Source organism: Streptomyces sp. NPDC028722 (assembly GCF_040637655.1).
GTDB lineage: Bacteria > Actinomycetota > Actinomycetes > Streptomycetales > Streptomycetaceae > Streptomyces.
In genome coordinates this window covers 78,106-103,409 of sequence record NZ_JBEZWU010000018.1, presented here as the reverse complement: position 1 = coordinate 103,409, position 25,304 = coordinate 78,106, and the positions used below count along the sequence as shown (strand labels likewise).

At 74.1% G+C, this 25,304-nt stretch carries 22 protein-coding genes; 13 read left to right on the top strand and 9 right to left on the bottom strand.

The window, feature by feature from the left end:
- The first annotated feature begins 39 nt into the window (after positions 1–39).
- The gene (locus AB0F03_RS25380; protein ID WP_361995851.1) at positions 40–1,197 is read left to right on the top strand and encodes an ROK family transcriptional regulator; all 1,158 of its coding nucleotides are present in this window, start codon (positions 40–42) and stop codon (positions 1,195–1,197) included.
- Positions 1,198–1,852: 655 nt separating this feature from the next.
- On the opposite strand, the gene AB0F03_RS25375 is transcribed toward AB0F03_RS25380, so the two are convergent.
- Positions 1,853–2,614, bottom strand: coding sequence for a GntR family transcriptional regulator (locus AB0F03_RS25375; RefSeq protein WP_361995849.1), 762 nt, complete (start codon positions 2,612–2,614; stop codon positions 1,853–1,855).
- Between the two features lie 275 nt (positions 2,615–2,889).
- Complete coding sequence (locus AB0F03_RS25370) at positions 2,890–3,774, bottom strand: RNA polymerase sigma-70 factor (protein ID WP_361995847.1); 885 nt, start codon at positions 3,772–3,774, stop codon at positions 2,890–2,892.
- Between the two features lie 180 nt (positions 3,775–3,954).
- On the opposite strand from AB0F03_RS25370, the gene AB0F03_RS25365 reads away from it, so the two are divergent.
- From AB0F03_RS25365 to AB0F03_RS25355, 3 genes are all read left to right on the top strand, one after another.
- Positions 3,955–4,785 (top strand): alpha/beta fold hydrolase, encoded by an 831-nt coding sequence (locus tag AB0F03_RS25365; RefSeq protein WP_361995845.1) that lies wholly within the window; start codon positions 3,955–3,957, stop codon positions 4,783–4,785.
- Between the two features lie 130 nt (positions 4,786–4,915).
- Complete coding sequence (locus AB0F03_RS25360) at positions 4,916–6,502, top strand: alkaline phosphatase D family protein (RefSeq protein ID WP_361995843.1); 1,587 nt, start codon at positions 4,916–4,918, stop codon at positions 6,500–6,502.
- Between the two features lie 145 nt (positions 6,503–6,647).
- Complete coding sequence (locus AB0F03_RS25355; RefSeq protein ID WP_361995841.1) at positions 6,648–8,072, top strand: GNAT family N-acetyltransferase; 1,425 nt, start codon at positions 6,648–6,650, stop codon at positions 8,070–8,072.
- A 94-nt stretch (positions 8,073–8,166) separates the two neighbouring features.
- Here the strand turns inward: AB0F03_RS25355 and AB0F03_RS25350 are convergent, their stop codons facing one another.
- Positions 8,167–9,414, bottom strand: a complete 1,248-nt coding sequence (locus AB0F03_RS25350) for a PLP-dependent transferase (protein WP_361995839.1) — start codon at positions 9,412–9,414, stop codon at positions 8,167–8,169.
- Between the two features lie 60 nt (positions 9,415–9,474).
- On the opposite strand from AB0F03_RS25350, the gene AB0F03_RS25345 reads away from it, so the two are divergent.
- The 6 genes from AB0F03_RS25345 (at position 9,475) to AB0F03_RS25320 (ending at position 15,618) form a co-directional block, all read left to right on the top strand.
- Positions 9,475–9,960 carry an Lrp/AsnC family transcriptional regulator gene (locus tag AB0F03_RS25345; RefSeq protein ID WP_121789935.1) on the top strand — a complete coding sequence of 162 codons (486 nt, stop codon included), beginning with the start codon at positions 9,475–9,477 and terminating at the stop codon, positions 9,958–9,960.
- Between the two features lie 51 nt (positions 9,961–10,011).
- Complete coding sequence (locus tag AB0F03_RS25340; RefSeq protein ID WP_361995837.1) at positions 10,012–11,703, top strand: DUF885 domain-containing protein; 1,692 nt, start codon at positions 10,012–10,014, stop codon at positions 11,701–11,703.
- A gap of 179 nt (positions 11,704–11,882) precedes the next feature.
- Positions 11,883–12,560 carry a hypothetical protein gene (locus AB0F03_RS25335; RefSeq protein WP_361995835.1) on the top strand — a complete coding sequence of 226 codons (678 nt, stop codon included), beginning with the start codon at positions 11,883–11,885 and terminating at the stop codon, positions 12,558–12,560.
- Positions 12,561–12,719: 159 nt separating this feature from the next.
- Positions 12,720–12,968: a ferredoxin gene (locus tag AB0F03_RS25330; RefSeq protein ID WP_361995833.1), complete on the top strand. Its 249-nt coding sequence runs from the start codon at positions 12,720–12,722 to the stop codon at positions 12,966–12,968.
- Positions 12,958–14,349: an FAD/NAD(P)-binding oxidoreductase gene (locus tag AB0F03_RS25325; RefSeq protein ID WP_361995831.1), complete on the top strand. Its 1,392-nt coding sequence runs from the start codon at positions 12,958–12,960 to the stop codon at positions 14,347–14,349. The genes AB0F03_RS25330 and AB0F03_RS25325 overlap by 11 nt, the downstream gene beginning before the upstream one ends.
- A 33-nt stretch (positions 14,350–14,382) precedes the next feature.
- Positions 14,383–15,618 carry a cytochrome P450 gene (locus AB0F03_RS25320; RefSeq protein ID WP_361995829.1) on the top strand — a complete coding sequence of 412 codons (1,236 nt, stop codon included), beginning with the start codon at positions 14,383–14,385 and terminating at the stop codon, positions 15,616–15,618.
- Positions 15,619–15,634: 16 nt separating this feature from the next.
- Here AB0F03_RS25320 and AB0F03_RS25315 read toward each other — a convergent pair whose 3' ends face one another.
- A complete protein-coding gene (locus AB0F03_RS25315; RefSeq protein WP_361995827.1) occupies positions 15,635–16,111 on the bottom strand; it encodes a rhodanese-like domain-containing protein in 477 nt (158 codons plus the stop codon).
- A 94-nt stretch (positions 16,112–16,205) separates the two neighbouring features.
- Between AB0F03_RS25315 and AB0F03_RS25310 the strand changes: the two genes are divergently transcribed.
- Positions 16,206–16,652 (top strand): Lrp/AsnC family transcriptional regulator, encoded by a 447-nt coding sequence (locus AB0F03_RS25310; protein ID WP_361995825.1) that lies wholly within the window; start codon positions 16,206–16,208, stop codon positions 16,650–16,652.
- Here AB0F03_RS25310 and AB0F03_RS25305 read toward each other — a convergent pair.
- The 5 genes from AB0F03_RS25305 to AB0F03_RS25285 form a co-directional block, all read right to left on the bottom strand.
- Entirely contained in the window at positions 16,649–19,642 is a 2,994-nt protein-coding gene (locus AB0F03_RS25305) for an SMC family ATPase (RefSeq protein WP_361995824.1), read from the bottom strand. The genes AB0F03_RS25310 and AB0F03_RS25305 overlap by 4 nt on opposite strands.
- Positions 19,639–20,802 carry an exonuclease SbcCD subunit D gene (locus AB0F03_RS25300; RefSeq protein ID WP_361995822.1) on the bottom strand — a complete coding sequence of 388 codons (1,164 nt, stop codon included), beginning with the start codon at positions 20,800–20,802 and terminating at the stop codon, positions 19,639–19,641. The genes AB0F03_RS25305 and AB0F03_RS25300 overlap by 4 nt, the downstream gene beginning before the upstream one ends.
- A gap of 107 nt (positions 20,803–20,909) precedes the next feature.
- Positions 20,910–21,536, bottom strand: a complete 627-nt coding sequence (locus tag AB0F03_RS25295; protein ID WP_361995820.1) for a YigZ family protein — start codon at positions 21,534–21,536, stop codon at positions 20,910–20,912.
- Between the two features lie 43 nt (positions 21,537–21,579).
- The gene (locus AB0F03_RS25290; protein WP_361995818.1) at positions 21,580–22,134 is read right to left on the bottom strand and encodes a histidine phosphatase family protein; all 555 of its coding nucleotides are present in this window, start codon (positions 22,132–22,134) and stop codon (positions 21,580–21,582) included.
- The gene (locus tag AB0F03_RS25285; RefSeq protein WP_361995817.1) at positions 22,131–22,871 is read right to left on the bottom strand and encodes a hypothetical protein; all 741 of its coding nucleotides are present in this window, start codon (positions 22,869–22,871) and stop codon (positions 22,131–22,133) included. The genes AB0F03_RS25290 and AB0F03_RS25285 overlap by 4 nt, the downstream gene beginning before the upstream one ends.
- Positions 22,872–23,013: 142 nt before the next feature.
- Here AB0F03_RS25285 and AB0F03_RS25280 point away from each other — a divergent pair, with 142 nt between their 5' ends.
- Positions 23,014–23,421 carry a CoA-binding protein gene (locus AB0F03_RS25280; protein ID WP_361995815.1) on the top strand — a complete coding sequence of 136 codons (408 nt, stop codon included), beginning with the start codon at positions 23,014–23,016 and terminating at the stop codon, positions 23,419–23,421.
- A gap of 215 nt (positions 23,422–23,636) precedes the next feature.
- The gene (locus tag AB0F03_RS25275) at positions 23,637–25,274 is read left to right on the top strand and encodes an APC family permease (protein ID WP_361995813.1); all 1,638 of its coding nucleotides are present in this window, start codon (positions 23,637–23,639) and stop codon (positions 25,272–25,274) included.
- Positions 25,275–25,304: the final 30 nt, after the last annotated feature.

Below are 25,304 nucleotides of genomic sequence, written 5' to 3'. Positions count from 1 at the left end.
CGATCCGGCCAACACGGCCGCGAGCTGGGAGGACGGACGGTGGGGCAGCTGACCGGCGGCGATCCCTCGCTGCTGCGAAGGATCAATTCCGCGGTGGTGCTGCACGCGCTGCGGGCGACGGACTGCGCGACGCTCACCGAGATCACCCGCGTCACCGGGCTGTCCCGGCCGACCGTCGAGGGCGTCGTCGAGGGCCTCATCGAGGCCGGGCTCGTCGTGGAGGCGGCGGCCGACGAGGGCGGCGCGCGCCGGCAGGGCCGGCCCGCCCGCCGGTTCCGGTTCCGGGCCGAGGCGGGGCATCTGCTGGGCCTGGAGATCGGGCCGCACCGGGTCGCCGCGGTGCTGTCCGCGCTGGACGGACGGGTGCTGGGCGCGCAGGCCAAGGACGTCGACGAGACGGCCCCGGCGGACGAGCGGCTCGACCGGCTGCGCGGAGCGGTCGCCGAACTGCTGCGCCGGGCCGGCGTCGCCCGCGATTCGCTGCGGGCGGTGGGCGTCGGCACGCCGGGCATCGTGGACGCGGACGGCACGGTACGGCTGAGCACGGCCCTGCCGCAGTGGACCGGCCTGAAGCTCGGCGAGCGGCTGAGCCGGTCCTTCAAGTGCCCGGTGCTGGTGGAGAACGACGCCAACGCGGCGGCCGTCGCCGAGCACTGGAAGGGCGCGGCGAGCGAGTCGGACGACGTGGTGTTCGTACTGGCCGGGCTGAGCCCGGGGGCGGGTTCGCTGATCGGCGGACGGTTGCACCGGGGGTACGGCGGGGCGGCCGGGGAGATCGGCGCGCTGCATCTGCTGGGCCGCGAGGCGACGCCGGAGACGCTGCTGTCCACCACCGACGAACCGCTGCACCCACTGGACGAGCAGGCCGTCGCCGAGGTGTTCGCACTGGCCCGCGAGGGTGACCAGCGGGCGCGGGCGGCCGTCGAACGGTTCATCCAGCGGCTCGTGCACGACGTGGCCGCGCTGGTGCTGGCGCTCGATCCCGAACTGGTCGTGATCGGCGGCTGGGCGGCCGGCCTGGACGGTGTCCTGGAACCCCTGCGCCGCGAACTGGCCCGCTACTGCCTGCGTCCGCCCCAGGTGGCCCTGTCCCTCCTGGGCGAGGCGGCCGTCGCCACCGGGGCACTGCGCCTCGCCCTGGACCACGTCGAGGAACAACTGTTCGCGCTCGACGCCACGGTGACCGCCCGCCGCTGACCGGCGGGCGGGGGTGTGAGGCGCCGGGTGCGGGGGTGCTGGGTCAGGGGCGCGGGGCGCGGGGTGCGGGCTGCGGGCTGCCAGGTGCGGTAGTCGGCCGACCGGTGCGGTGGTCGCGGACCGGGCGCGGTGATCGATGGCGGTAGTAAGGGCGCCTGAGCGCGGTGATCCGGCCGCCGGCCCGCCGGGGGCGGGGTCGCCGGGCAAGGCGATCGGGCCGCCGGGAGACCGGGGGCGGTAGCCGGCCGACGAGTGCGCTGACCAGCGGTGCTGAGCACGGCGGTCCGGCCGTCGGAGCGCCGGGCGCGTGAGTCGGGGCGCCGGGCGCTCCGGCTGCGGCCCGTCGAGCACGGCCTTCCGGCTGCCGGGGCCGTCCTCGTGGCCCCGGGCGCTCGCCGGGCCGTCGGGGCGACAGGCCCGGTAATCGCGGTGCTGGGGACGGCAGTCGTACGGCGGTCGGGCCGCCGCGGCGCCGGAGGCGGGGCTCGCGACGCCGGGTGCGCCCGGTGCCGTGAGCGTGCCGCTCCGACGCCGGGCATGGCCGTCCGGCCGCCGGAACAGCGAGGCGACCTGGGGGGAGCGTGCTGGTCCGGCGCGTCCGGCAGGGCACTGTCCCCCGGCTACGCGCAGCCGTGCGGGGAAGGCCTGGCCGGGGTCAGGACGCCCGGCGCTCCGGGTCGTGGTGTATCTCCACGCCCGCCGAATCGCCGAAGGTCAGCCGGCAGGTGTCGGCGCGGTAGGTGGCGACCGACAGTGCGGCGGTACGGCCCTGGGCGAAGAAGCGGGTGGTGACGACCAGGACCGGCGAGCCGGGAAGCCGGTCGAGTTCCCTGGCGTCCTCCGCGCGCGCGGAGCCCAGCTCGACGGCGCGGTCCTCCCCCTCCAGCGGCAGGTGCTGCAACTCGCGCAGCACCGCACGCGCGCGTGCCGCGCCGGACGGGGCGTCGATCGCGGTGAGGTCGGGCAGGGAGGCCGCCGGGATGTAGAGCAGCTCGGTGGCGACCTGCTGGCCGTGGGACATGCGGGAGCGGCGGACGGTGTGGACGGCCTCGTCCGCGCCTGTCTCCAGGGCCGCGGCGACGACGGCGGGCGGCGGCGCCTGCACGCTGTCGAGGAGCTGCCAGTCGTCCCCGGCGGCGCCGGGCCAGGTGTGCTGTTCGGTACCGACGGCCACACCCACGCGCGGCGGCGCGACGGTCGTGCCCACCCCGCGGCGGCGTTGCAGCCGGCCCTCCAGCTCCAGCTGTTCGAGGGCCTGGCGGAGCGTCGCGCGGGCCACGCCGAAGCGGGCCGCGAGGTCACGCTCGTTGGGCAGGATCTCACCGACCGAGAACTCGGAGTCCAGTGCCTCGGTGAGCACGGTCTTGAGATGCCAGTACTTCGGTTCCGGCACCGTTTCCAGCTGCGTGGTCCCCACCCTGTCCTCCGCAAGAGCCTTGGTCCGGCGGCTTTTAGCGCCCTTGTTTATTAAAGGTTGTTGCACTTATCTGCGACCATAGGGCTGCCGCCACCCTTGGTCAAGACCAATCCTCGGTCCGTGGGGAACCCGTGGCGGACCCGCCGCGGAGCGTTCACGAGCCGTTCGCACCGGGCGGCGTGTGTGACATCGCGGCAAAACCCCCGTCGCACCGCGGAGTCGCCACGGCACGGCGGAGCCCCCGCCGTACGACGGGGGCTCACGGAGTGGCCGGTTCAGCGGGCGGCGAGCGAGCGCAGCTTGTCCGGGTTGCGGACGACGTACACGGCCGCGACCCGGCCGTCGGCCATGTCCAGCTGGAACAGGCTGTCGGGCTGGTCGCCGGTGAGGACGAGCACGGCGGGGCCTCCGTTGACCTCCACGAGCCGGAGGGCGAGTCCCGGCGGGCCGGACCGCGAGACGCCGACGAGGAAGCGGGCGACCTTGTCGGCGGTGTGCAGAATCCGCAGCGGCGCCTTCGCCTTGCCACCGCTGTCGCCGACCAGCCGGACGTCCGGCGCGAGCAGGGACATCAGCCCCTCGAGGTCGCCCTCGACCGCGGCGGCGATGAAGCGTTCGGTCAGGTCCCGGCGCCGGGCGGGATCGACGTCGTAGCGCGGGCGCCGTTCCGCCACATGCCGGCGGGCGCGCCCGGCGAGCTGCCGTACCGCCGCCTCGCCGCGGTCGAGCAGCGCGGCGATCTCGGCGTACGGGTAGCCGAACGCCTCCCTGAGCACGAAGACCGCCCGCTCCAGCGGCGAGAGCGACTCCAGGACGACGAGGACGGCCAGGGACACGGTGTCGGCGAGCACGGCGCGGTCGGCGGAGTCCGGCGCGGTGTCGCCGAATGCGGTGAGGTACGGCTCCGGCAGCCATGGCCCGACATACGCCTCGCCGCGCGACTGCACCTGCCGCAGCCGGTCGATGGCCAGGCGGGTGGTGATGCGTACGAGGTAGGCGCGCGGTTCGCGGACGTCCGTGCGGTCGGCCCGGTACCAGCGCAGCCAGGCGTCCTGGACCACGTCCTCGGCGTCGGCGACGCGCCCGAGCATGCGGTAGGCGACGCCCATGAGGAAGGGCCGGTGTTCTTCGAAGACGTCGGTGGCGAGGTCTGCGGTCACGGCCCCATCTCATCCCGGCACATCTGCCGGTGTCCACCCGGAACGACCTGCTCCGGGGCGGGGCGGGTGCGGGCGAGGGCCGGGGTGCGTGCCGGAGGGACGCCGGGGGCTACCCGCCGGTAGCAATTGCTGACAAGCTGTCTACGGCGTCCGTCACCAGCCCAGACGAGGAGCACCCCCATGTCCGCCACCGTCTCCTTCCCGGTCCCCACTCCGCACGGCCCGAAGGACGTGACCGTGTCCTACGCGCGCGTGGGCCGCGGGGAGCCGCTGGTCCTGCTGCACGGCATCGGCCACCACCGGCAGGCCTGGGACCCGGTCGTGGACATCCTCGCCACCGAGCGCGACGTCATCGCCGTCGACCTGCCGGGCTTCGGCGCGTCGCCGGCCCTGCCCGACGGCCTGGCGTACGACCTGCCCACCACCCACACCGTGCTCGGCTCCCTGTTCGAGGCGCTGGAGCTGGACCGGCCGCATGTCGCCGGCAACTCGCTGGGCGGTCTGCTCGCGCTGGAGCTGGGCCGGGAGAAGCTCGTACGCTCCGTCACCGCCCTCTCCCCGGCGGGCTTCTGGACGGAGGCCGAGCGGCGGTACGCGTTCACGGTGCTGCTCGCGATGCGCGGTATCGCCCAGCGGCTCCCGCTGCCGCTGGTGGAGCGGCTGGCGCGCACCCCGGCCGGCCGGACGGCGCTGACCAGCACCATCTACGCCCGCCCCCGCCGCCGTTCACCGGAGGCCGTGGTGGCCGAGACGCTCGCGCTCGTGGGGGCCGCCGGCTTCGAGGCGACCCTGCGGGCGGGCACGACCGTCCGGTTCGCCGACACCCTGCCGGGCCTGCCGGTCACGGTGGCCTGGGGCACCCGGGACCGTATTCTCGTACGCCGCCAGGGCGTCCGGGCCAAGCAGCTCATCCCGCACGCCCGGCTGGTCCGGCTGCCCGGCTGCGGGCACTGCCCGATGAACGACGACCCCGCGCTGATCGCCCGGGTCATCCTGGACGGCAGCCGCTGAGCCACCGGACCGGGTGAGCGGTGGCCGGCCGGAGCGGGCCGTTGTTCACCCGGCGTTCGCGCACGCGCCGCGGCGCCCCAGTAGGTGTGGCTTCGCACACCGGCCGGATCCCGTCCCTGGAGGCGCAGCCATGTCCCACCGTCCGCTCCCCGGCCGCCGCAGTGTTCTGCGCGGCTCCCTCGTCACGTCGGCGGCCCTGACCCTGCCCGTCGGTCTCGGCGCGGCACCGGCGTTCGCCCGCTCCGGACGCCCCGAGGCGGGCTGGGGCGTGCAGACGGGCGACGTGAGCGCCGACTCCGGTCTGGTGTGGGTGCGTTCGGACCGGCCGGCCCGGATGATCGTGGAGACCTCGGCCACCGAGTCGTTCCGCGACCCGCGCCGATGGCACGGCCCGCTGCTGGACGCCGGCACGGACTTCACCGGCACCACCCGGCTGCACGGCCTGCCGTCCGGCGAGCAGATCCACTACCGGGTCCTGCTCGCCGACCCCGACGACCCGCGCCGCACCGGCGCACCCGTGACCGGCACGTTCCGCACGGTCTCCCGGCGCCGCCGGGACGGCGTGCGCTTCCTGTGGTCGGGCGACCTGGCCGGCCAGGGCTGGGGCATCAACCCCGACCGCGGCGGCTACCGCATCTACGACGCGATGGCGAAGCTGGACCCCGACTTCTTCCTGTGCAGCGGCGACGCCGTCTACGCCGACGGGCCGATCGCCGCCACCCAGGCCCTGCCCGACGGCAGCGCCTGGCGGAACGTCACCACCGAGGAGAAGTCGAAGGTCGCCGAGACCCTCGACGAGTACCGGGGCAACTTCCGCTACAACCTGCTCGACGCCAACCTGCGCCGCTTCAACGCCCAGGTGCCCTCGGTCGTCCAGTGGGACGACCACGAGGTCCGCAACAACTGGTACCCGGGCGAGGTGATCGCCTCCTCCGACACCCGGTACACCGAGAAGAGCGTCGATGTCCTCGCGGCGCGCGCCCGGCGGGCGTTCGGCGAGTACTCCCCGGTCTCCACCCTGCGTCCGGGCGCCCGTGAGGGCCGCATCTACCGGGTACTGCGCCAGGGGCCGCTGCTGGACGTGTTCGTGCTCGACATGCGCACCTACCGCGACGCCAACTCGCCGGACGACCGGACCGTCGACCCGCAGGGCATCCTGGGCCGCGAGCAGCTGGAGTGGCTCAAGCGGGAGCTGGCCCGCTCGCGCGCGGTGTGGAAGGTGATCGCCGCCGACATGCCCCTCGGGCTGGTGGTGCCCGACACGACGGAGAACCGGCCGAACTTCGAGGCGGTGGCGCAGGGTGACCCGGGGGCCCCGCTCGGCCGGGAGCTCCAGATCGCCGAGCTGCTGCGGTTCGTCAAGCACCGGCGGATCACCGGCACGGTGTGGCTGACGGCGGACGTGCACCACACCTCCGCCCAGCACTACCAGCCGTCGCGGGCCGCGTTCACCGACTTCGAGCCGTTCTGGGAGTTCGTCTCCGGGCCGCTGAACGCCGGTGCGTTCCCGGCGAGCGTGCTGGACGGCACGTTCGGCCCGGAGCGGGTGTTCGTGAAGGCACCGACCGCGTCGAACGTCTCGCCGGCGGGCGGCTACCAGTTCTTCGGCGAGGTCGACATCGACGGGGGCAGCGGCGAGCTGACGGTGCGGCTGCGTGAGCAGGACGGCACGGTGCTGTTCACACGGACGTTGCAGCCGGGCCGGGTCGGTCAGTAGCGGTGCGACGGGCGGGCCGGCGGCCGGTGGACCGGCCGCCGGCCCGCCCGTCCGTAGAAAGGACAACAAATAGGACGGAGCATGCTTTACCCATCGGTCACAATCAGTTCGTGATCACGCAACACCGTTCCTTCACAGTGGCTGCATGACTCCAGACATGCCTGACGTGACCCGGACCAAGCACGGGCGGCCCGTGCACCACTGGCGGCGGGACGTCGTCGAACTCGCCGCGCTGTTCACCGCGGTCGCCGTGGCGGACGCCACGGCGAACCTGATCGGACACGGACCGGACGGCCCGGCCCTGCTGGTGATCTCGGCCGTGGTGCTGGCCGCGACGGCGGGTTTCCACGTGTGGTGGTCACGCCGCCACGGACACGCGCCGCCGGTGAGTGATACCGGCGCCCGGCCGGGCGCCGCCCCGCGGCCGGCCGGGCCCTCGACCCGGCCCGGCACCACGGCCGGTGAGGTCACCGGCGCCGGCACGCTGTGGCGGATGCGTACGACGGTGCGGGACGCGCCCGGTTCGCTGGCCGCGCTGTGCACCGCGCTGGCCGAACGGCGGGTGGACATCCTGAGCCTCCAGACGCACCCGCTGGCCGACGGCACCGTGGACGAGTTCCTGCTGCGCTCCCCGGGCGCACTGGCCGCGGCGGAGATCACCCGGGCGGTCGCGCTGGCCGGGGGTACGGCCACCTGGATCGAGCGGGCCGACGCCCACGACCTGGTCGACGCGCCCACCCGGGTGCTCGGGCTGGCCACCCGAACCGCCCTGGACGCCGCGGAACTTCCCTTGGCTCTGCGCCAGTTGCTGGGCCGCTGCACGATCCGGTCACTGCCCGGCACCCCGGTCGGCGGCGGCCGTGGTCCCGAACCGGTGCCGGCCGGGGGCGTCCTCGAAGAGACCGTGATGCGGCTGCGGGCACCGGAGGGCGGTGTGCTCACCGTGGAGCGGCCGTATCTGCCGTTCACCCCGACCGAGTTCGCGCGGGCCCGGGCGCTGGTGGAGCTGGACAGCCGGCTCGGGCCGCGGATCCCGGCCGGTCAGGACGTGCTGACGCTGCCGGAGGGCAACGACATCACCGTGCGCCGGGTCGACACCGGTGACCTGGCCGCGGCCAGGGAGATGCACGAGCGGTGCTCGCCCCGCACCCTCGGCATGCGCTACCACGGCCCGGTCGGTGACGCCGACCGCTATCTGACCCACCTGCTCAGCCCCCGTTTCGGCCGGACGCTGGCCGCGCAGACCGCCTCCGGCCGGATCGTGGGTCTCGGGCACCTGCTGTGGGACGGCGACGAGACGGAGGTCGCGCTGCTGATCGAGGACGACTGGCAGCAGCGGGGCATCGGCGGGGAACTGCTCGGCCGGCTGGTGGCGCTGGCGGTGGAGGCCGGCTGCGAGAGCGTGTACGCGGTGACGCAAGCCTCCAACACCGGCATGGTCGCCGCCATGCGCGGCCTCGGCCTGCCCCTCGACTACCAGATCGAGGAGGGCACCCTGGTCATCACGGCCCGCCTGGACACCACGGCACTGGCCGTGGCCCCCCGGACCAACCCACCGCACCTCGGCTGACGGCGAGTCGAACCGCCCTGGCCGGAGCCGTCACGCCTCGGGCGCCCCCACCGGACCGCGTCGGGGCAGGGGCGCCACAGGCCGACAGGGGCCGTCAGCGCACCGCCTCGCGCACCGGCTGTCGTACCGCCTCCCGCACCGGCTGCCGTACCGGCTTCGGCGTCGGCTCCCCCGAGGGACCGGGGGCGCCCAGGGCCTGGTCGAGGTCACTCCACAGGTCGTCCACGTCCTCCAGGCCCACCGACAGCCGCAGCAGCCGGTCGCTCACCCCCGCCCCGCGCCGGTCGTCGGCGTCGACGATGCGGTGGCTGATGGAGGCGGGATGCTGGATCAGCGTGTCGACGCTGCCCAGGCTCACCGCGGGGGTGACGAGCCGGACCCGGGAGATCACCTCGTGCGGGTCGCCGTACACCTCGAAGGCGATCATCGCGCCGCCGAGCCGCGGATAGTGGACGCGGGCCACACGGGGGTCGGCGCCGAGGCGGCGGACCAGTTCGGCGGCGTTCGCGGAGGCGGCCCGGACCCGTACCGGGAGCGTGGACAGTCCCCGCAGCAGCAGATAGCCGGCCAGCGGATGGAGGACTCCCCCGGTGGCGAACCGTATCTGCCGCAGCCGGCCCGCGAACTCCTCGTCACAGGCGACGACGCCGGCGAGCACGTCGCCATGGCCGCCGAGGTACTTGGTGGCGCTGTGCAGCACCAGCCGCGCGCCGTGCTCGGCCGGGCGTTGCAGCACGGGCGTGGCGAAGGTGTTGTCGACGAGCAGCGGCACCGAGCCGCAGGCGTGCCCGACGGCCCGCAGGTCGAGTTCGGCGAGCGTCGGGTTGGCCGGGGACTCGACCAGCACCAGGCCGGTGTCCGGGCGCAGCGCGTCACCGATGCCGGCCGGGTCGGTCCAGGTGACCTCCGTGCCGAGCAGCCCGGCGGTCAGCAGGTGGTCGCTGCAGCCGTACAGGGGCCGTACGGCGACCACGTGCCGCAGGCCAGTGGCGGAAAGCGCGAGGAGGACGGCGCTGAGCGCGGCCATCCCGCTGGCGAAGGCGACCGCGGACTCGGTGCCCTCCAGACGGGCGAGGGCCGTCTCGAAGCGGGCCACGGTCGGGTTGCCGAGGCGGCCGTAGACCGGCGGCCCGGCCGGATCGGCGCCGTCGGTGGCGAAGGCGTCGATGCGGGCGGCCTCGGCGCGGCTGTCGTACGAGGGGTAGGTGGTCGACAGGTCGATCGGCGGGGCGTGCAGGCCCTGGCGGGCGAGATCGTCGCGGCCGGCGTGCACGGCCTCCGTGGCCAGGGCTCTCGATACGGCGCGTACGTCGTCGTAGGCGCCGGTGCTCGCTGTGTCCATGGCCGGAAGGGTGAACAGTGAACGGTTCACCGGGGGCGGGCACCGTGTTACGTTCGGCCCATGGCCGATTCCGTCGTACTGGATCCGGTGGACCTGCATCTGCTGCGGCTGTTGCAGAACGACGCCCGGACCACCTACCGCGACCTCGCCGCGCAGGTGGGTGTGGCACCGTCGACCTGCCTGGACCGGGTGACCCGGCTGCGCCGCTCCGGCGTGATCCTCGGGCATCGGCTGCGGCTGGATCCGGCCAAGCTCGGGCGCGGGCTCCAGGCCCTGCTGTCGGTGCAGGTGCGTCCGCACCGACGGGAACTGGTGGGGCCCTTCGTGGAGCGCGTCCGGGCGCTGCCGGAGGCGCGTTCGGTGTTCCATCTGACCGGGCCGGACGACTATCTGGTGCATGTGGCCGTCGCGGACATGGCCGATCTCCAGCGGCTGGTGCTGGACGAGTTCACGGCGCGGCGCGAGGTGGCGCGGGTGGAGACCCGGCTCATCTTCCAGCAGTGGGAATGCGGGCCGCTGTTGCCTCCTGGCCACGCCCAGAGCTGAATCCTCCGTACGTGGTGACGTGGGGATCATCCTCGTACGAGGATGGACCGCATGTCTGAGACCAAGAGCCCGCTGCCCCGTCAGGTCGCCGACGCGTACGTGGACGACCTCATCGCCCTCGACCCGGTCACCGGCACGTATCTCGGCGTGCCCGAGAGTTCGCGGCGGCTGCCCGACTACTCACCCGCCGGTCAGCAAGCCCTGGCGGCGCTGATCCGCACCACGCTGGCCCGGCTGGACGAGGCGGAGCGGCGGCCCGGCGCGGACAGCGACGCGGAACGGCGCTGCGGACGGCTGCTGCGGGAGCGGCTGACCGCCGAACTCGCCGTCCTGGAGACGGACGAGCACCTGCGCATGGTCGGCAACATGGGCACGCCCGGCCACGCGGTGCGGGACGTGTTCACCGTCATGCCGGTGAACACGGACGAGGACTGGTCGGCGATCGCCGAGCGGCTGCGTGCCGTGCCGGGCGCGCTCGCGGGTTACCGGACGTCGCTGGAACTGGGTCTGGAGCGCAAGCTGTTCGCGGCGCCCCGGCCGACCGCGACCTACATCGACCAACTGACCGAGTGGGTGGACACGGACGGCTCGGGCCGCGGCTGGTACGAGGACTTCGCCGCCGCCGGTCCCGAGGCGCTGCGCGCGGAACTGGACGAGGCGGCGCGGGCGGCGACCGGCGCCCTGCGGGAGCTGCGGGACTGGATGCGGGACGTGTACGCGCCCGCGGTCGCGGACGCCCCGAACGTGGTCGGCCGCGAGCGGTACGCGCGCTGGGCCCGCTTCTACAACGGCACCGACCTGGATCTGGACGAGGCGTACGCGTACGGCTGGGCCGAGTTCCACCGGCTCCTCGCCGAGATGAAGAAGGAAGCCGAGAAGATCCTGCCCGGCGCCGGGACGCCGTGGGTGGCCCTCGCGCACCTGGACGAGCACGGCCGGCACATCGACGGCGTGGACGAGGTCCGCACGTGGCTCCAGGGCCTGATGGACAAGGCCATCGAGGACCTGGACGGCACGCACTTCGACCTCGCCGAGCGGGTGCGGAAGGTGGAGTCGCGCATCGCCCCGCCCGGCGGCGCGGCCGCCCCCTACTACACGCCCCCGTCGGAGGACTTCTCCCGGCCGGGCCGCACCTGGCTGCCCACGATGGGCCAGACCCGGTTCCCGGTCTACGACCTGGTGTCGACCTGGTACCACGAGGGCGTGCCGGGGCACCATCTCCAGCTCGCCCAGTGGGCGCACGTCGCGGAGAACCTCTCCCGCTACCAGGCGACGGTCGGCGGGGTCAGCGCGAATCTCGAGGGCTGGGCGCTGTACGCGGAGCGGCTGATGGACGAACTGGGCTACCTGACGGACCCGGAGGAGCGGCTCGGCTACCTCGACGCCCAGATGATGCGGGCGATCCGGGTGATCATGGACATCGGCATGCACCTGGAGCTGGAGATCCCCGCGGACTCGCCGTTCCACCCGGGTGAGCGGTGGACGCCGGAGCTGGCGCAGGAATTCTTCGGCGCGCACAGCAGCCGGCCGGCGGACTTCATCGAGAGCGAGCTGACCCGGTACCTGACGATCCCGGGCCAGGCGATCGGCTACAAGCTGGGCGAGCGGGCGTGGCTGCTGGGCCGGGAGAAGGCACGCGAGCGGCACGGCGACGCGTTCGACCCGAAGGCGTGGCACATGGCGGCGCTGTCGCAGGGTTCGCTCGGCCTGGACGACCTGGTGGACGAGCTGTCCCGGCTCTGACGGTCCGCCGCTGCCCGCGTCCCCTTCCGTCGGCCGAGGAGGCCGGGGCCGACGGTGTGCGCCGTCCTTCCCCGTGCGGCGAAGGCCCGCGGGGTGTCCGTACGGGCGCCCTGCGGTGGCGCGGGCGGGGTGGAGGCGGCTAGCTGGTGCCGGGGGCCGATGCGGAAGGCGGGCCTGGCATGCGCGAGAAAGGGCCGGGACAGCAGGCGCTGGAGACACCGCGGGCGGCGGGGCTGGCCGGCGTCGTCTTCGCGCTTCTTCTGGCGGCGGCGATCGTCCTGGTCCGGCTGGGCATCCCCGAGGGAGCCGACGCGGTCGGCGCGCGGGGGTTCACGGACCCCGGCCGGCGCGACGCGCTGCGCACGGCCCTGGCGCTGGTGCCGTTCGCCGGCATCTTCTTCCTGTGGTTCATCGGCGCGGTACGCGCGCACGTCGGCGACGCCGAGGACCGGTTCCTCACCACCGTCCTCCTCGGCAGCGGACTGGTCTTCACCGCCATGATGTTCGGCGCCGCGGCGGCGGCGGGTGCCGTGCTCGCGGTCGCCCACCCCGCCGGTGCGGCGCCCGCGCCGGCCACCTGGGACTTCGGCCGCCACTTCGCGTACACCCTGATGACGGGGTACGGCATGCGGATGGCGGCCGTCTTCGTGTCCTCCCTGTCGGTGATCGGCCACCGCCTCGGCGTCCTGCCGCGCCCGCTCACGGTCCTGGGCGTCCTCACCGCGCTGACGCTGCTCTTCCTGTCGTCGAACGTGCCCTGGGCGGAGCTCGTCTTTCCCGCGTGGTCACTGGTGATCAGCGTGTACATCCTCGTGGCCGGCCGCCGTGACCGGCTCCGGCCGGCGACGGCCCGGTGACCCCCGTGCCCCGGGTGTCCCTCACTCGAACGGCGTGCCGGGCGCGCGGGTACCCCGGTCCCGCTCGCATGCTGGCCCGGGGGACGACCGCCGTCCGGAGCCGCCCGCGCGAGCCGCGTGGCCGCACCGGACCTGGCCATCGGGAAGGGCGGAGCGTCGATGAGGCTCGTCGTCGATCTCAACAAGTGTCAGGGGTACGCCCAGTGCGCGTTCCTCGCACCCGACGTCTTCGCCATGCACGGCGAGGAGTCGCTGATCTACAACCCGCGCGCGGACGAGGAGCAGCGGGAGCGGCTGGCGCGTGCCGTCGCCGCGTGCCCGGTGCAGGCGATCACGGCGGACGGGCTGGACGGCGCCGCGGGTGAGCCGGTGACCGGTTCCGCCGGGGAGGCGTCCGATGCCCGCTGACCACGTGGAATGGCTCAGGCGCGAGGGCCGGATCGTGATCGTGGGTGCCTCGCTGGCGGGCCTGCGGGCAGCCGAGACGCTGCGCGCCGAGGGCTTCGCCGGCGAGCTGACCCTGATCGGCGACGAGCCGTACGAGCCGTACGACCGGCCGCCGCTGTCCAAGTCGGTGCTGCTGGGCAGGGCGTCCCCGCATCACACCGAGTTGCCGCACCGCCGGGAGATCGACGCCAAGTGGCGCCTGGGCGTCGCGGCGGCCGGGCTGGATCTGACGGCCAAGCGGGTCCTGCTGGCCGACGGTGACGGGGTGGAGTACGACCGGCTGCTCATCGCGACCGGCGTCCGCGCCCGGCCGTGGCCGAAGGAGGAGGAGGCCCGGCTGGACGGCGTCCGTCTGCTGCGCACGCGGCAGGACGCCGCCGACCTCTACCGGCGGCTGAAGGCCGGGCCGCGCCGGGTGTTCGTCATCGGCGCCGGGTTCGCCGGTTCGGAGGTCGCCTCGGCGTGCCGGGAGATGGGCATTCCCGTCACCGTGGCGGAGCGTGCGGGCGCGCCGCTGGTGGGCGCGCTCGGCGGGGTGATCGGCGCGGTCGCCGCCGGCCTCCAGACCGAGAACGGCGTGGATCTGCGCACCCATGTCACGGTGACCGCCCTGGAGGGTGACCCCGTCGGCAGGGTGCGGGCCGTCCACCTGTCGGACGAGACCGTCGTCGAGGCGGACGTGGTCGTCGTCTCGCTGGGTTCGCTGCGGAACACGGAGTGGCTGGCCGGGTCGGGGCTGGGCGCCGGGCCGCGGGGCATCGCCTGCGACGCGGGGTGCCGTGCCTTCGACTTCCGGGGCATCGTCACCGACGACGTCTTCGTGGCCGGTGACGTGGCACGGTCCCCGCACGCCCTCTTCGGCTACCAGTTCCTGTCGCTGGAGCACTGGGGCAACGCCGTCGCCCAGGCGGAGACGGCCGCGCACAACATGATCTGCCACGGCGCCGAGCGGCGCCCGCACCTGTGGATGCCGGCCTTCTGGTCCTCGATGTTCCGGGTGAACATCAAGTCGGTCGGGGTGCCGCCCATGGGTGACCAGCTCATGATCACGCAGGGTTCGCTGGCCGAGCGCCGGTTCGTCGGGGTCTACGGCTACCAGGGCCGCATGATCGCCGCCGTGAGCTTCGACAACACCCGGTGGCTGGAGTTCTACCAGCGGCAGATCGAGCGGGGCGCGCCGTTCCCGGTGGAGTTCCCGACGATGGACCGGCGGCCCGAGGGCCTGCGGCCGGTGGCGGCCGACTTCCCCGACCCGTCCCTTCCGACCCACGGCCCCACGGTGACCCTCAGCGGTTACTCACCGGCCGACCAGCAGCTGGTCTTCCACCCCTCCCGGCACTGACCGCCGCCGGCCCCGACGCTCCAAGGACCTGTCATGACGCAAGCCTCGCTGGTGCGCCAGATCACCGACTTCGCCAACCGCGCCGACCCGTACCCGCTGTACGAGGAGTTGCGCAGGACGCCCGTCCTGCACGAGGAGGAGGGCGGCCCCTACGTCGTCAGCTCGTACTACGACATCGAGGGCCTGCTCCACGATCCGCGGGTCAGCTCCGATGCCGCCAACCTCGCCGCGACGGGGGACGACGAGGTCTCGCAGGGGGAGAACACGGGACTGCCGCCGTCCTTCCTGCGGCTCGACCCGCCCGAGCACGACCGGCTCCGGCGCATCGCCAACAGCGCCTTCGGGCCGCCGCACCGGCCGCGCCGGGTCGAGAACATGCGGGGCGAGATGGCGGCCATCGTCACCGGGCTGATCGACGGTCTCGCGGACACCCGGCAGATCGACCTGGTCGACCAGTTCGCCTACCCCTTCCCGGTGACGGTGATCTGCCGGCTGCTCGGCGTGCCCCGGGACGACGAGCCGCGGTTCCGCGCCTGGGTCGATCCGGTGGTCGCCGGCCTCGATCCCGCGACGCGCACGACGGCGGACGCCGAGTCCGTGAAGGCGGCCCAGGAGGCGCGGATGCAGCTCGGCATGTATCTGGCCGGTCTGGTCGAGGAACGCACCAAGGAACCGCGGGACGACCTGCTGTCCGACCTGGTGCACAGCCAGGGCGCGGACGGTTCCATGACGATGATGGAGGTGCTCAGCACCGCGGTGCTGCTGCTGATCGCCGGTCACGAGACGACGGTCAACCTGATCACGAACGGCATGCTGACGCTGTTGCGCCATCCGGACATCCTGGCCCGGCTGCGGGTGGAGCCGGGCCTGTCGGTGCGGATCGTGGAGGAGCTGCTGCGGTACGAACCGCCGGTGCAGATCGTGCCGCAGCGGACCTGCATCGCCGACATCGAGGTGCGCGGGGTGACCATCCCCAAGGGGTCACGGCTGTGGCTGGTCCTGGCCGCGGGCAACCGTGACCCCGAGCGTTTCAAGGATCCCGGGCGCTTCGACCCGGACCGCGAGGACATCCAGCACCTCGGATTCGGCAGCGGCATCCACAGCTGTTTCGGTGCCCCGCTGGCCCGGCTGGAGACCCAGATCGCCCTGACCGAGCTGGCCCGGCGGATGGAGAATCCCCGGCTGGCCGAGGACCCGCCACCGTACCGGCAGAACGCCGTGCTGCGCGGCCCCCGGCATCTGGACATCGTCTTCGACGGGTGGCGTTGACCCGCGCGGGCGGGCGTCAGCAGCCGCACCCGCCCGCCACGGGCGCCGTCAGCGGGTCGGCGTCCCGGCGGGCCGGCCCCTGCCGGGTCTCGTAGGCGAGACCCTCACGCGCCCAGTACTCGAAGCCGCCGAGCATCTCCTTGACCCGGTAGCCGAGTTCGGCGAGGGCGAGGGCGGCGCGGGTGGCGCCGTCGCAGCCGGGGCCCCAGCAGTACGTCACCACGGGCACGGACCTGTCGAGGAGCTGTCCGGCCCGCTCGGGGATGAGCGCGGTCGGCAGGTGGACGGCGCCCGGGATGTGGCCCTGGTCCCAGGACTCGGTGGAGCGGGAGTCGACCACGACGAAGCCGGGGTCACCGCCGGCCGCGAGCGCCTCCGCCACGTCGGCGACGTCGGCGTGCCGGGCGAGGCTCGCCCGGAAGTGGGCGGCGGCCTCGGCGGGAGCGGCGGGCGGGAAGCGCAGGACGGGATTCTCGGAAGCTGCGTTGATCACGACGGGAAATCTACGGTCCGTGCGCCACGGCCTGAAGGGACGATCCACGGGCCTCCCCTTGCCCCACCGGGGATTTCCCTGCTATCCATCCCTGATGACCGTGTATTCCCCGGACGCCACCGACTGGCGCATTCTCGAGGTCCTCCAACGCGACGGACGGGCCACCTACGCCGAGCTGGCGCGCGCCGTGTCGATGTCACCGAGCGCCGTCACCGAACGGGTACGGCGGCTGGAGGAGGCGGGCGTCATACAGGGGTACGCGGCGGTGGTCGACCCGGAACGGCTGGGCCTGCCGATCCTGGCGTTCGTACGGCTGCGCTACCCGAACGGCAACTACCGCCCGTTCCACGACCTGGTGGCCGCGACGCCCGAGATCCTGGAGGCGCACCACGTGACGGGCGACGACTGCTTCGTCATCAAGGTCGCCGCGCGCTCCATGTCCCACCTGGAGGAGGTCTCGGGCAGAATCGGCTCCCTGGGCTCGGTCACCACCAGCGTCGTGTACTCCTCCCCGCTACCCCGACGCCCGCTGGGCCGCTAGCCCACTCCGTGCTGGCGCAGCGTGGAGCCCGATCTGCCCTTCACGACCTCCAGTTGGGCGTGGATGCGGCGGCGCAGGTCGGCTACGTGGCTGACGATGCCGACGCTGCGGTCGCGTTCGCGCAGTGAGTCGAGGACGTCCAGGACCTCGTCCAGGGTCTGGTCGTCCAGGCTGCCGAAGCCCTCGTCGATGAAGAGGGTGTCCAGGCGGACGCCGCCCGCCTCGTCGGTGACGACGTCGGCGAGGCCGAGGGCGAGCGCGAGGGAGGCGAAGAAGGTCTCGCCGCCGGACAGGGTCGCGGTGTCCCGGGCCCGCCCGGTCCAGGCGTCGACGACGTGCAGCCCGAGCCCGCTGCGTCCGCGGCCGGCGCGGTCGTCGGAGTGGACGAGGGTGTAGCGGCCGGACGACATGCGCTGGAGGCGGACGGTCGCGGCGGCGGCGACCTGCTCCAGCCGGGCCGCCAGGACGTACGACTCCAGGCGCATCCGGCGTTCGTTGTCGGCGGAGTTGCCGGCGGCGAGCGCGGCGAGCCGGGCCACCCGGCCGTACTCCTCGCGCAGCGGGGCGAGGCGGCGTACGGCCTCGGTGGCGTGCGCCGAGAGGCGGTCCAGCTCGGTGCAGCAGCGGGCGGCGGCGTCGCGGGCGGAGGCGGCCTCGCGCAGCCGGCGTTCGGCGCCGGCCGCCGTCCGTTCGGCGGTGGCCGGGTCGGCGGGCGGCTCCTTCGCGGCCGCCGCGGCGCCGGGCTCGTCGAGGACCGCGCGGACGGCGGCCTCCTCCTGCTGCCAGGCGTCGAGGCGGTGTTGCAGGTCCCGGTAGGCGGCGGCGTCCAGCAGGGCCGCCGCCGCGGCCTGCGGGGTGTCGAAACCGGCCCGGTAGGCGGCGTCGGCGAGGCGCGCGTCGGCGTCCTTCAGCCGCTGGGCGGTGTCCTCGGCGGCGCGCACGGCGTCGGCGGCCTCGGTGAGCAGTGCCGCGAGCCGCTCCAGCTGCGCGGCGCGCGCCGCCACGCTGTCCGAGGTGCCGCGCGCCTGCGTCAACTCGGCTTCCAGCGCAGCCTGTTCGCGTTCCAGGGTGTCGCGCCGGGTGAGCCGGGAGGCGGCCCGAACGGCGGCCTGGTGGCGGTCGGCGAGACGCTGCTCGCGTTCGTGTCCGGCGCGCCGCAGTTCCTCCTGGGCGGCGTGCAGGGCGGAGGCCGCACGCCGGGCGCGAACGTACTCCTCCTCCAGTTCGCCGGCCTCGGCGGCGAGCCGGTCGGTGGGCGTCTCGCCGGCCTCGGCGGTGGCGGCGGCCAGTGCCTCGCGGACCTCGCCGAGTCGCCGCTCGTCCGCGGTGTGCTGCTCCTCGGCCCGCCGGTATGCGGCGAGGGCGCGGTCCTCGGTGTCCCGGTCGACGTGTCCGGCGGTCTTGCGGGCGGGGGCGGGGTGTGCGGTGGCTCCGCAGACCGCACAGGGCTCGCCGTCGGTGAGGTGGGCGGCGAGTTCGGCGGCGATGCCGTTCAGCCGCTGTTCCTTGAGGTCGAGCCAGTGGGCGCGGGCGTCGAGGGCTCGCTGTGCCGAGGCCTCCGCGCGCTGCCGGGCCTGCGCGAGGTCGGTGGCGAGGCGGTCACGGGTGCGGGCCGCGTCGAGCCGCCGCTGCATCGGGGCGCGCTGGACGGCGAGCTGTTCGGCGCGGGTGGCGGCCTCCTGGGCGGAGTCGACGCGGGCCTGGAGTGCCGCGCGGGTGCCGTCCCAGTCGGCGAGCCAGGCGTCGGCCTCGCGCAGGATGTCCTCGTCGGCGCTCTCCTGCCGTTCGAGTCCGGTGCGTTCGTCGGTGAGTTCGGCGAGCCGCCGTTCGGCGCGCCGGGCCGCGTCGAGGCCGCCGAGTTCCTCGGCGGTCCGGCGGGCGGCGGCGGTCAGTCCGCCGGCGTCGGCGCCGGCGTGGGGGCCGGAGAGCCGCCCGCGCGCGTGGGCCTCGGCCGTGGCGGCCCGGCGGTGGTCCGCCTCGGCGGCGTCGCGCAGCTCCAGCGCGGGCGCGACGGCCTCGGCCTTGCGGGCCCGTTCCATGCGCTCGCGCGTCTCCCGGCGGGCGGCGGCGCTCTCCTGGAGGCGTTCGGCGCGCTGCCGGGCCTCGGCGAACCTGTTCTGGAGGCGGGCGCGTTCACGTATGTCGTCCAGGGCGCGGCGGGCCGCGGCGTGGGCGGACTCGGCGGCGGCCAGCCGGCAGCGGGCGACGGTGAGGCGTTCGCGGGCGGTGCTGCGGGCGACGGCGGCGGCCCCGAGAACGGCCTCGGCCAGGCCGGGGTCGCCGGGGGCCAGGCCGGGCAGGTCCATGGCGTCGCCGGCCGCCTGCTGCATGCGGTGGGCGTCGGCGAGGAGCGCCGCGTCGCCGTCGCGCACGCGCGCCTCGGTGGCCTTGCGGCGGTCGGCGAGGCGTTTCTCGACGTCGGCGAAGCGCCGGGTGTCGAAGAGGCGGCCGAGCAGTTTGCTGCGGGCTTCGGCGTCGGCGCGCAGGAAGCGGGCGAAGTCGCCCTGGGGCAGCAGGACGACCTGGCAGAACTGGTCGCGGCTCATCCCGAGCAGCTGGGTGATCTCCTCCCCCGTCTCCTGGTGGGAGCGGCTGCGGTCCTGCCAGGCGCCGGCCGTGCTGTCGTACTCGCGCAGCCAGGTCTGGGCCTTGTCGACGGTGGTGCCCTTGCCGCGCAGCTTGGGCCGCTCCCAGGGGGGCTGCCGGGTGATCTCCAGGCGGCGTCCGGCGACGGTCAGGTCGAGGCGGACCTCGGTGCGGGTGCCGGGCGGGGCGTGGTCACTGCGCAGGTGCGCGCCCTGGCCGCTCTGCCGGGCGCCGGGGACGGAGCCGTAGAGGGCGTAGCAGACGGCGTCCAGGACGGAGGTCTTGCCGGCGCCGGTGGGACCGTGCAGCAGGAAGAGGCCGGCGGCGGAGAGGGCGTCGAAGTCGACGGTCCGGGCGCCGCCGAAGGGTCCGAAAGCGGTGATGTCGAGCCGGTGCAGCCTCATCGTGCCACCTCTCGTACGGCGTCGTCGGCGCGGACGGCGTCGAACGCGTCGCGCAGCACGGCCGTCTCGTGCGCGTCGGGTCCGGTGCCGCGGACATGGGCGACGAAGTCCTGGGCGATCTGGTGGTCGCTGCGGCCGGCGAGCCGCCGGGCGTACGACAGGTGGGGGTCGTCGGGGGCCCGCTCGGGGTCGAAGACGAGGCTGAGGGTGTGCGGGAAGCGTGCGGTGAGGCGGGCCATGGGGTCGGCCGGGCGGGCCGGGTCGGTGAGGGTGGCCTCGATCCAGGCTTCCTCGTGGCGGGTCAGTTCCGGGTCGGTGAGGAGCGCGTCCAGGGTGCCCCGGATGCGGGCGAGCGGGCGCGGCACCGGGCAGTCGACGCGTGCGGCGGTGACCGAGCCGTCCGCGTCCAGGTCGACCAGCCACATGCTCTTGCGGTGGCCGGCCTCGGAGAAGGAGTAGGCGAGCGGGGAGCCGGAGTAGCGCACGCGTTCGGTGATGGTCTGGCAGCCGTGCAGGTGCCCGAGGGCCACGTAGTCGACGCCGTCGAACACGCCGGCCGGTACGGCGGCGACCCCGCCGACGGTGATGTCCCGCTCGCTGTCGCTGGCCTGGCCGCCGGTGACGAAGGCGTGGGCGAGGACGACGGAGCGCGTGCCGGCCGCGCGGGTGGCGAGGTCGGCGCGGACCCGGTCCATGGCGGCGCCGAGCACGGCCTCGTGCCCGGCCTTGGCGACGGCGAACTCGTCCTTGACGAGGGCGGGTTCGAGGTAGGGCAGGCCGTAGAACGCGACGTCGCCGTGGGCGTCCTGAAGCACGACCGGGGTGCCGGCGGCGGCCGGATCGGTGCGCAGGTGGATGCCGGCGCGGTCGATGAGCCCGGCGCCGACGCCGAGGCGGCGGGCCGAGTCGTGGTTGCCGGAGATCATCACCGTGGGCACGCCGAGGTCCGCGAGACGGTGCAGGGCGGTGTCGAACAGTTCCACGGCGGCGAGCGGGGGCACCGCCCGGTCGTACACGTCGCCCGACACGACCACCGCGTCCACCGCGTGCTCACGCACGGTGGTGACGAGGTGGCCGATGAACCCGGCCTGGGCCCCGAGCAGGTTCGCCCGGTGGAAGGCCCGGCCGAGATGCCAGTCGGACGTGTGCAGGAATCTCATGGGCCCCGAGACTATCGGCCGGGTCTGACATCACGGGCGGTCACTCCCGTACCCACCCGTCACGGCCCGCCTCCACCAAGGGCGTTATGCCCGATTCGCCGCAATGGTCAGGCATCTCCGTAGGCTTCGCCGCCCAGTTCGAAGCCGGCCGTGCCCGCCGTCACATCGGCGAGCCACGCGCGGAAGGCGGCCACGTCGGCGTCCGGCAGGCCGATCTCCAGGGTGACGGCCTCGCCGTAGCGGACGTCCCGCACCTCGCGTCCGGTGGCCCGCAGGTCGTTCTGGACCTTGCCCGCGCGCTGGTGGTCGACGGTCACCGTGGCCAGCCGGAAGCGGCGCCGGGTGCGGGTGCCGAGCGCGTCCAGGGCTTCGCCGACGGCTCCGCCGTACGCGCGGATGAGCCCGCCGGCGCCGAGCTTGACCCCGCCGTAGTAGCGGGTGACGACGGCGACGACGTACCGCATGTCACGGCGCAGCAGCATCTGGAGCATGGGGACGCCGGCGGTGCCGCCCGGTTCACCGTCGTCGCTGGCCCGCTGCACGGAGGCGTCGGCACCGATCACGTACGCCCAGCAGTTGTGGCTGGCGTCGGCGTGGTCCCTGCGGACGGCCGCGACGAAGTCCTGCGCCTCCTTCTCGGTGGCGGCCGGGGCGAGGGCGCACAGGAAGCGGGAGCGGTTGATCTCGGTCTCGTGCACACCCGCGCGGGCGACGGTGCGGTACTCGTCCTGCATCCCGTCACCCTATGCGCAGCACGTCACCGGTCCGCCCCCCGCGTCAGCGCGGCCGCTCCCCCTTCGCTCCGCGCGGCACCGTGAACGAGGTCAGCAGGGCCGTGCCCGGGGCCAGTGCCGGCCAGCCGGTGCCGCGCCAGGCGAGGACGGCGATCGCGGCCGTCGGGAACTTCTCCCCCACCCGGGCCAGGGTGTCGTCGAGGCCGTCCGCGGCGAGCGCCCGCACCAGATCGGCCAGGCCCGGGTTGTGCCCGACCAGCAGCAGCGTCTCCACCTCCGGCGGCACCTCGTGCACGACCTCCAGCAGCTCCGGCACGCCGGCCGCGTACAGCCGCCCGTCCAGGCGCACCGGCGGCGGGGTGCCCCACTCGGCGGAGGCCAGCTCCCAGGTCCGGCGGGCGCGGACGGCGGTGGAGCACAGGGCGAGGTCGGGCAGGGAGCCGGAGTCGGCGAGGGCGCGGCCGGCGGCCGGGGCGTCCCGCAGCCCCCGGGGCGCGAGCGGCCGGCGAGGGTCCTCGACGCCTTCGGGCCACGCGGACTTGGCGTGCCGCAGCACCACCAGCCGGCGCAGCGGGCCCGCGCCCGCGCGTTCGATCACGTGGGGTTCCCGAGGTCGCGCAGGAGATCCAGGGCGAGCAGCCGGTCGGCGTGGGCGTAGGTCTCGAAGCGTGCGCCGTCGGGCAGGTCCGGGGCGTGCTCCACGTCCCGGAGCACCGCGAGCGAGCGGGGCAGGTCGAGGTCGTCGTCCCAGGCGGCCCGCAGCCGCGTCCGGATCTCCTCGGGCACCGGCCGGGAGGGCCGCCGGGCCCAGCCCGCCACGGCCCGCCGCCAGTGGGCGAGCTGCCCGGCGGCCCGGTCGAGGGTGCTGGCGTCCAGCCGAGCGGTTTCCCGCCGGGGGACGGAGAGCAGGGCGAGCCGCAGGGCGGCGGGGTCGGCGAGGAGGGCGGGCAGCGGCGGCTCGGGGCCGGTCCAGGCCACCGGCGCGACGGCCGCCACCGGTCCCTCGGCGCGGACGGTCGCGGCGTGGGGCCCGGCGACGTGGACCACCTGGGCCTCACCCAGCCCGGACGCGAGGTCCCGGCCGTCCTCGAAGGGGCGGATGGCGAGGTGGGTGGCGGCCGTGCGCAGCTCGGGCTGTTCCCGGGGTGCGGTGAGGATCGTCCAGACCGGGGTGCCGCCCAGCTCCAGGGCCCGGACGAGCAGGTCGGCGGTGAGCAGCACCCGCAGCGCGGTCGGGTCGAGACCCGAGGCGTGGGCCTCGACGCGGGTCAGGCCGCGGCGGGCGGGCGCGGCGGCGACGGGCTCACCGGTTCGGACGTCGAGGATGCGCAGCACGGGGCGAGCGTAGGCGGACGGACGGCCGTATGCGGGCAGCTTGCGCCGATTCCGGTCATCGTGGCGCGCCGCGGCGGGAATCCGCACCGGTGGGGGCGCTGTTGCCCCCACGTTCTGTTCCCGCAGCCCGAGGAGGCGGCCGATGTACGGCGACGAGGCGACGATCCGCAGGATTCTGACCGAGCTGGGCGACACCTGGGCGGTGGTCGGCCTGTCCGCGAACCGGAGCCGGGCCGCGTACGGGGTGGCGCGGGTGCTCCAGCGGTTCGGCAAGCGGATCGTGCCGGTGCACCCCAAGGCGGAGACGGTGCACGGCGAGCGGGGGTACGCCTCCCTCGCGGACATCCCCTTCGACGTGGACGTGGTCGATGTCTTCCTCAACAGCGCCCTGGCCGGCGCGGTGGCCGACGAGGCCGTGGCGCGGGGCGCGAAGGCGGTGTGGTTCCAGCTGGGGGTCGTCGACGCCGGCGCGTACGACCGGACCAGGGCGGCGGGTGTGGAGATGGTCATGGACCGGTGCCCGGCGATCGAGATTCCACGCCTGAACTAGCCCGGCCCACCCCCTGTCTCACTTTCTTCTCACAATTAGCCGCTGAATATTGACATTCGGAGTGGATCTCTGACCTGTGTGAACGCTGTTCCCAAGACCGACAAGATCCTGGGTCAAGTTTTGGGAAACAGTCTTCTGCCGAAGCAGAAAGTCTTTCTAGCCTGTGGCGTCCTTGCTCGTTTGTTTCGTGTTCATGAACTGAGAGGCCACCTGACATGGCGAAAGTCGACCATGCCGTGCCACAGGCCACGACGGAGTCCGGCGGCCTGCGCCGCGATGTCGGACTGATCGGTCTGATGTGGGCCTCCGTCGGCTCCATCATCGGCTCCGGCTGGCTGTACGGCGCCGAGAAGGCGGTCGTCGTGGCCGGCCCCGCGGCGATCATCTCGTGGGTGATCGGCGCGGTCGCGATCGTGCTGCTGGCGCTCGTGCACGCCGAACTCGGCGGCATGTTCCCGGTGGCGGGCGGCACGGCCCGCTACCCGCACTACGCCTTCGGCGGCCTGGCCGGCATGTCCTTCGGCTGGTTCTCCTGGCTCCAGGCGGCCACCGTGGCCCCCATCGAGGTCGAGGCCATGATCGGCTACGCCGGTCACTGGGAGTGGGCGCAGGGCCTCCAGCACACCGACGGGACGCTGACGCCCGTCGGTCTCCTCACGGCCGTCCTGCTGATGGCGGTCTTCGTCGGGGTCAACTTCTTCGGCGTCCGGGCCCTGGCGCACACCAACAGCGCCGCCACCTGGTGGAAGATCGCCGTCCCGCTCGGGGCGATCTTCATCATCGCCATGGGCAACTTCCACGCCAGCAATTTCACCTCGGAGGGCTTCGCGCCGTTCGGCGCCAAGGGCATGCTCGGCGCCATCAGCTCCAGCGGCATCATCTTCGCGCTGCTCGGTTTCGAGCAGGCGATCCAGCTGGCGGGTGAGAGCCGCAACCCCAAGCGCGACCTGCCGCGTGCGACCCTCGGCTCCGTCGCGATCGGCGCCGTGATCTACATCCTGCTCCAGGTCGTGTTCATCGCCGCACTGCCGCACGCGTCCTTCGCGCACGGCTGGGCCAAGCTGGACTTCCCCGGCATCAGCGGTCCCTGGGCGGGCCTGGCGACCCTGGTGGGCCTGGGCTGGCTGGGCTGGGTGCTCTACATCGACGCGATCATCTCCCCCGGTGGCACCGGCCTGATCTACACCACCGCCACCTCGCGCGTCTCCTACGGCCTGGCCAAGAACGGCTACGCGCCGAAGGCCTTCGCCAGGACCGACAAGCGCGGCGTGCCGTGGTTCGGTCTGCTGATGTCGTTCGTCACCGGTGTGATCTGCTTCCTGCCGTTCCCGAGCTGGCAGGAGCTGGTCGGCTTCATCACCTCGGCGAGCGTGCTGATGTACGCGGGCGCGCCGCTGGCCTACGGCGTCTTCGCCGACCGGCTGCCGCACCACGAGCGCCCCTACCGGCTGCCCGGCGGCAGGTTCATCTCGCCGCTGTCGTTCGTGGTCGCCAACCTCATCATCTACTGGGCCGGCTGGGACACCCTGTGGCGGCTGGGCTTCGCGATCCTGCTCGGCTACCTGCTGCTGGGCTCCTACGCCTGGTACGCCACCAGCAAGCGGCTGCCCGACGCGCCCCGGCTGGACTTCCGGGCCGCGCAATGGCTGCCCGGTTACCTGCTCGGCCTGGGCGTGATCTCCTGGCTGGGCGGCTTCGGCGGCCGGGGCGTCATCCCGCTGTGGTGGGACATCCTGGTCGTGGCCGCCTTCTCGCTGGGCATCTACTACTGGGCCAGGGCCACCGCGTCCAGCCCCCAGGCGATCGAGCGCAGCATCGAGGAGGTCGTGGTCACGGACGCGCCCGCGCACTGATCCCTCCCCCGTCCCACCCCGCGGTGTCCC

What these genes read in the sequence shown, in the direction of transcription:
- AB0F03_RS25335 (WP_361995835.1), top strand. Translation starts at nt 11,883, where the DNA reads ATGCGCGAGAAAGGGCCGGGACAGCAGGCGCTGGAGACACCGCGGGCG.
- AB0F03_RS25275 (WP_361995813.1), top strand. Translation starts at nt 23,637, where the DNA reads ATGGCGAAAGTCGACCATGCCGTGCCACAGGCCACGACGGAGTCCGGC.
- AB0F03_RS25360 (WP_361995843.1), top strand. Translation starts at nt 4,916, where the DNA reads ATGTCCCACCGTCCGCTCCCCGGCCGCCGCAGTGTTCTGCGCGGCTCC.
- AB0F03_RS25280 (WP_361995815.1), top strand. Translation starts at nt 23,014, where the DNA reads ATGTACGGCGACGAGGCGACGATCCGCAGGATTCTGACCGAGCTGGGC.
- AB0F03_RS25355 (WP_361995841.1), top strand. Translation starts at nt 6,648, where the DNA reads ATGACTCCAGACATGCCTGACGTGACCCGGACCAAGCACGGGCGGCCC.
- AB0F03_RS25320 (WP_361995829.1), top strand. Translation starts at nt 14,383, where the DNA reads ATGACGCAAGCCTCGCTGGTGCGCCAGATCACCGACTTCGCCAACCGC.
- AB0F03_RS25295 (WP_361995820.1), bottom strand. Translation starts at nt 21,536, where the DNA reads ATGCAGGACGAGTACCGCACCGTCGCCCGCGCGGGTGTGCACGAGACC.
- AB0F03_RS25345 (WP_121789935.1), top strand. Translation starts at nt 9,475, where the DNA reads ATGGCCGATTCCGTCGTACTGGATCCGGTGGACCTGCATCTGCTGCGG.
- AB0F03_RS25305 (WP_361995824.1), bottom strand. Translation starts at nt 19,642, where the DNA reads ATGAGGCTGCACCGGCTCGACATCACCGCTTTCGGACCCTTCGGCGGC.
- AB0F03_RS25330 (WP_361995833.1), top strand. Translation starts at nt 12,720, where the DNA reads ATGAGGCTCGTCGTCGATCTCAACAAGTGTCAGGGGTACGCCCAGTGC.
- AB0F03_RS25365 (WP_361995845.1), top strand. Translation starts at nt 3,955, where the DNA reads ATGTCCGCCACCGTCTCCTTCCCGGTCCCCACTCCGCACGGCCCGAAG.
- AB0F03_RS25350 (WP_361995839.1), bottom strand. Translation starts at nt 9,414, where the DNA reads ATGGACACAGCGAGCACCGGCGCCTACGACGACGTACGCGCCGTATCG.
- AB0F03_RS25310 (WP_361995825.1), top strand. Translation starts at nt 16,206, where the DNA reads ATGACCGTGTATTCCCCGGACGCCACCGACTGGCGCATTCTCGAGGTC.
- AB0F03_RS25325 (WP_361995831.1), top strand. Translation starts at nt 12,958, where the DNA reads ATGCCCGCTGACCACGTGGAATGGCTCAGGCGCGAGGGCCGGATCGTG.
- AB0F03_RS25300 (WP_361995822.1), bottom strand. Translation starts at nt 20,802, where the DNA reads ATGAGATTCCTGCACACGTCCGACTGGCATCTCGGCCGGGCCTTCCAC.
- AB0F03_RS25340 (WP_361995837.1), top strand. Translation starts at nt 10,012, where the DNA reads ATGTCTGAGACCAAGAGCCCGCTGCCCCGTCAGGTCGCCGACGCGTAC.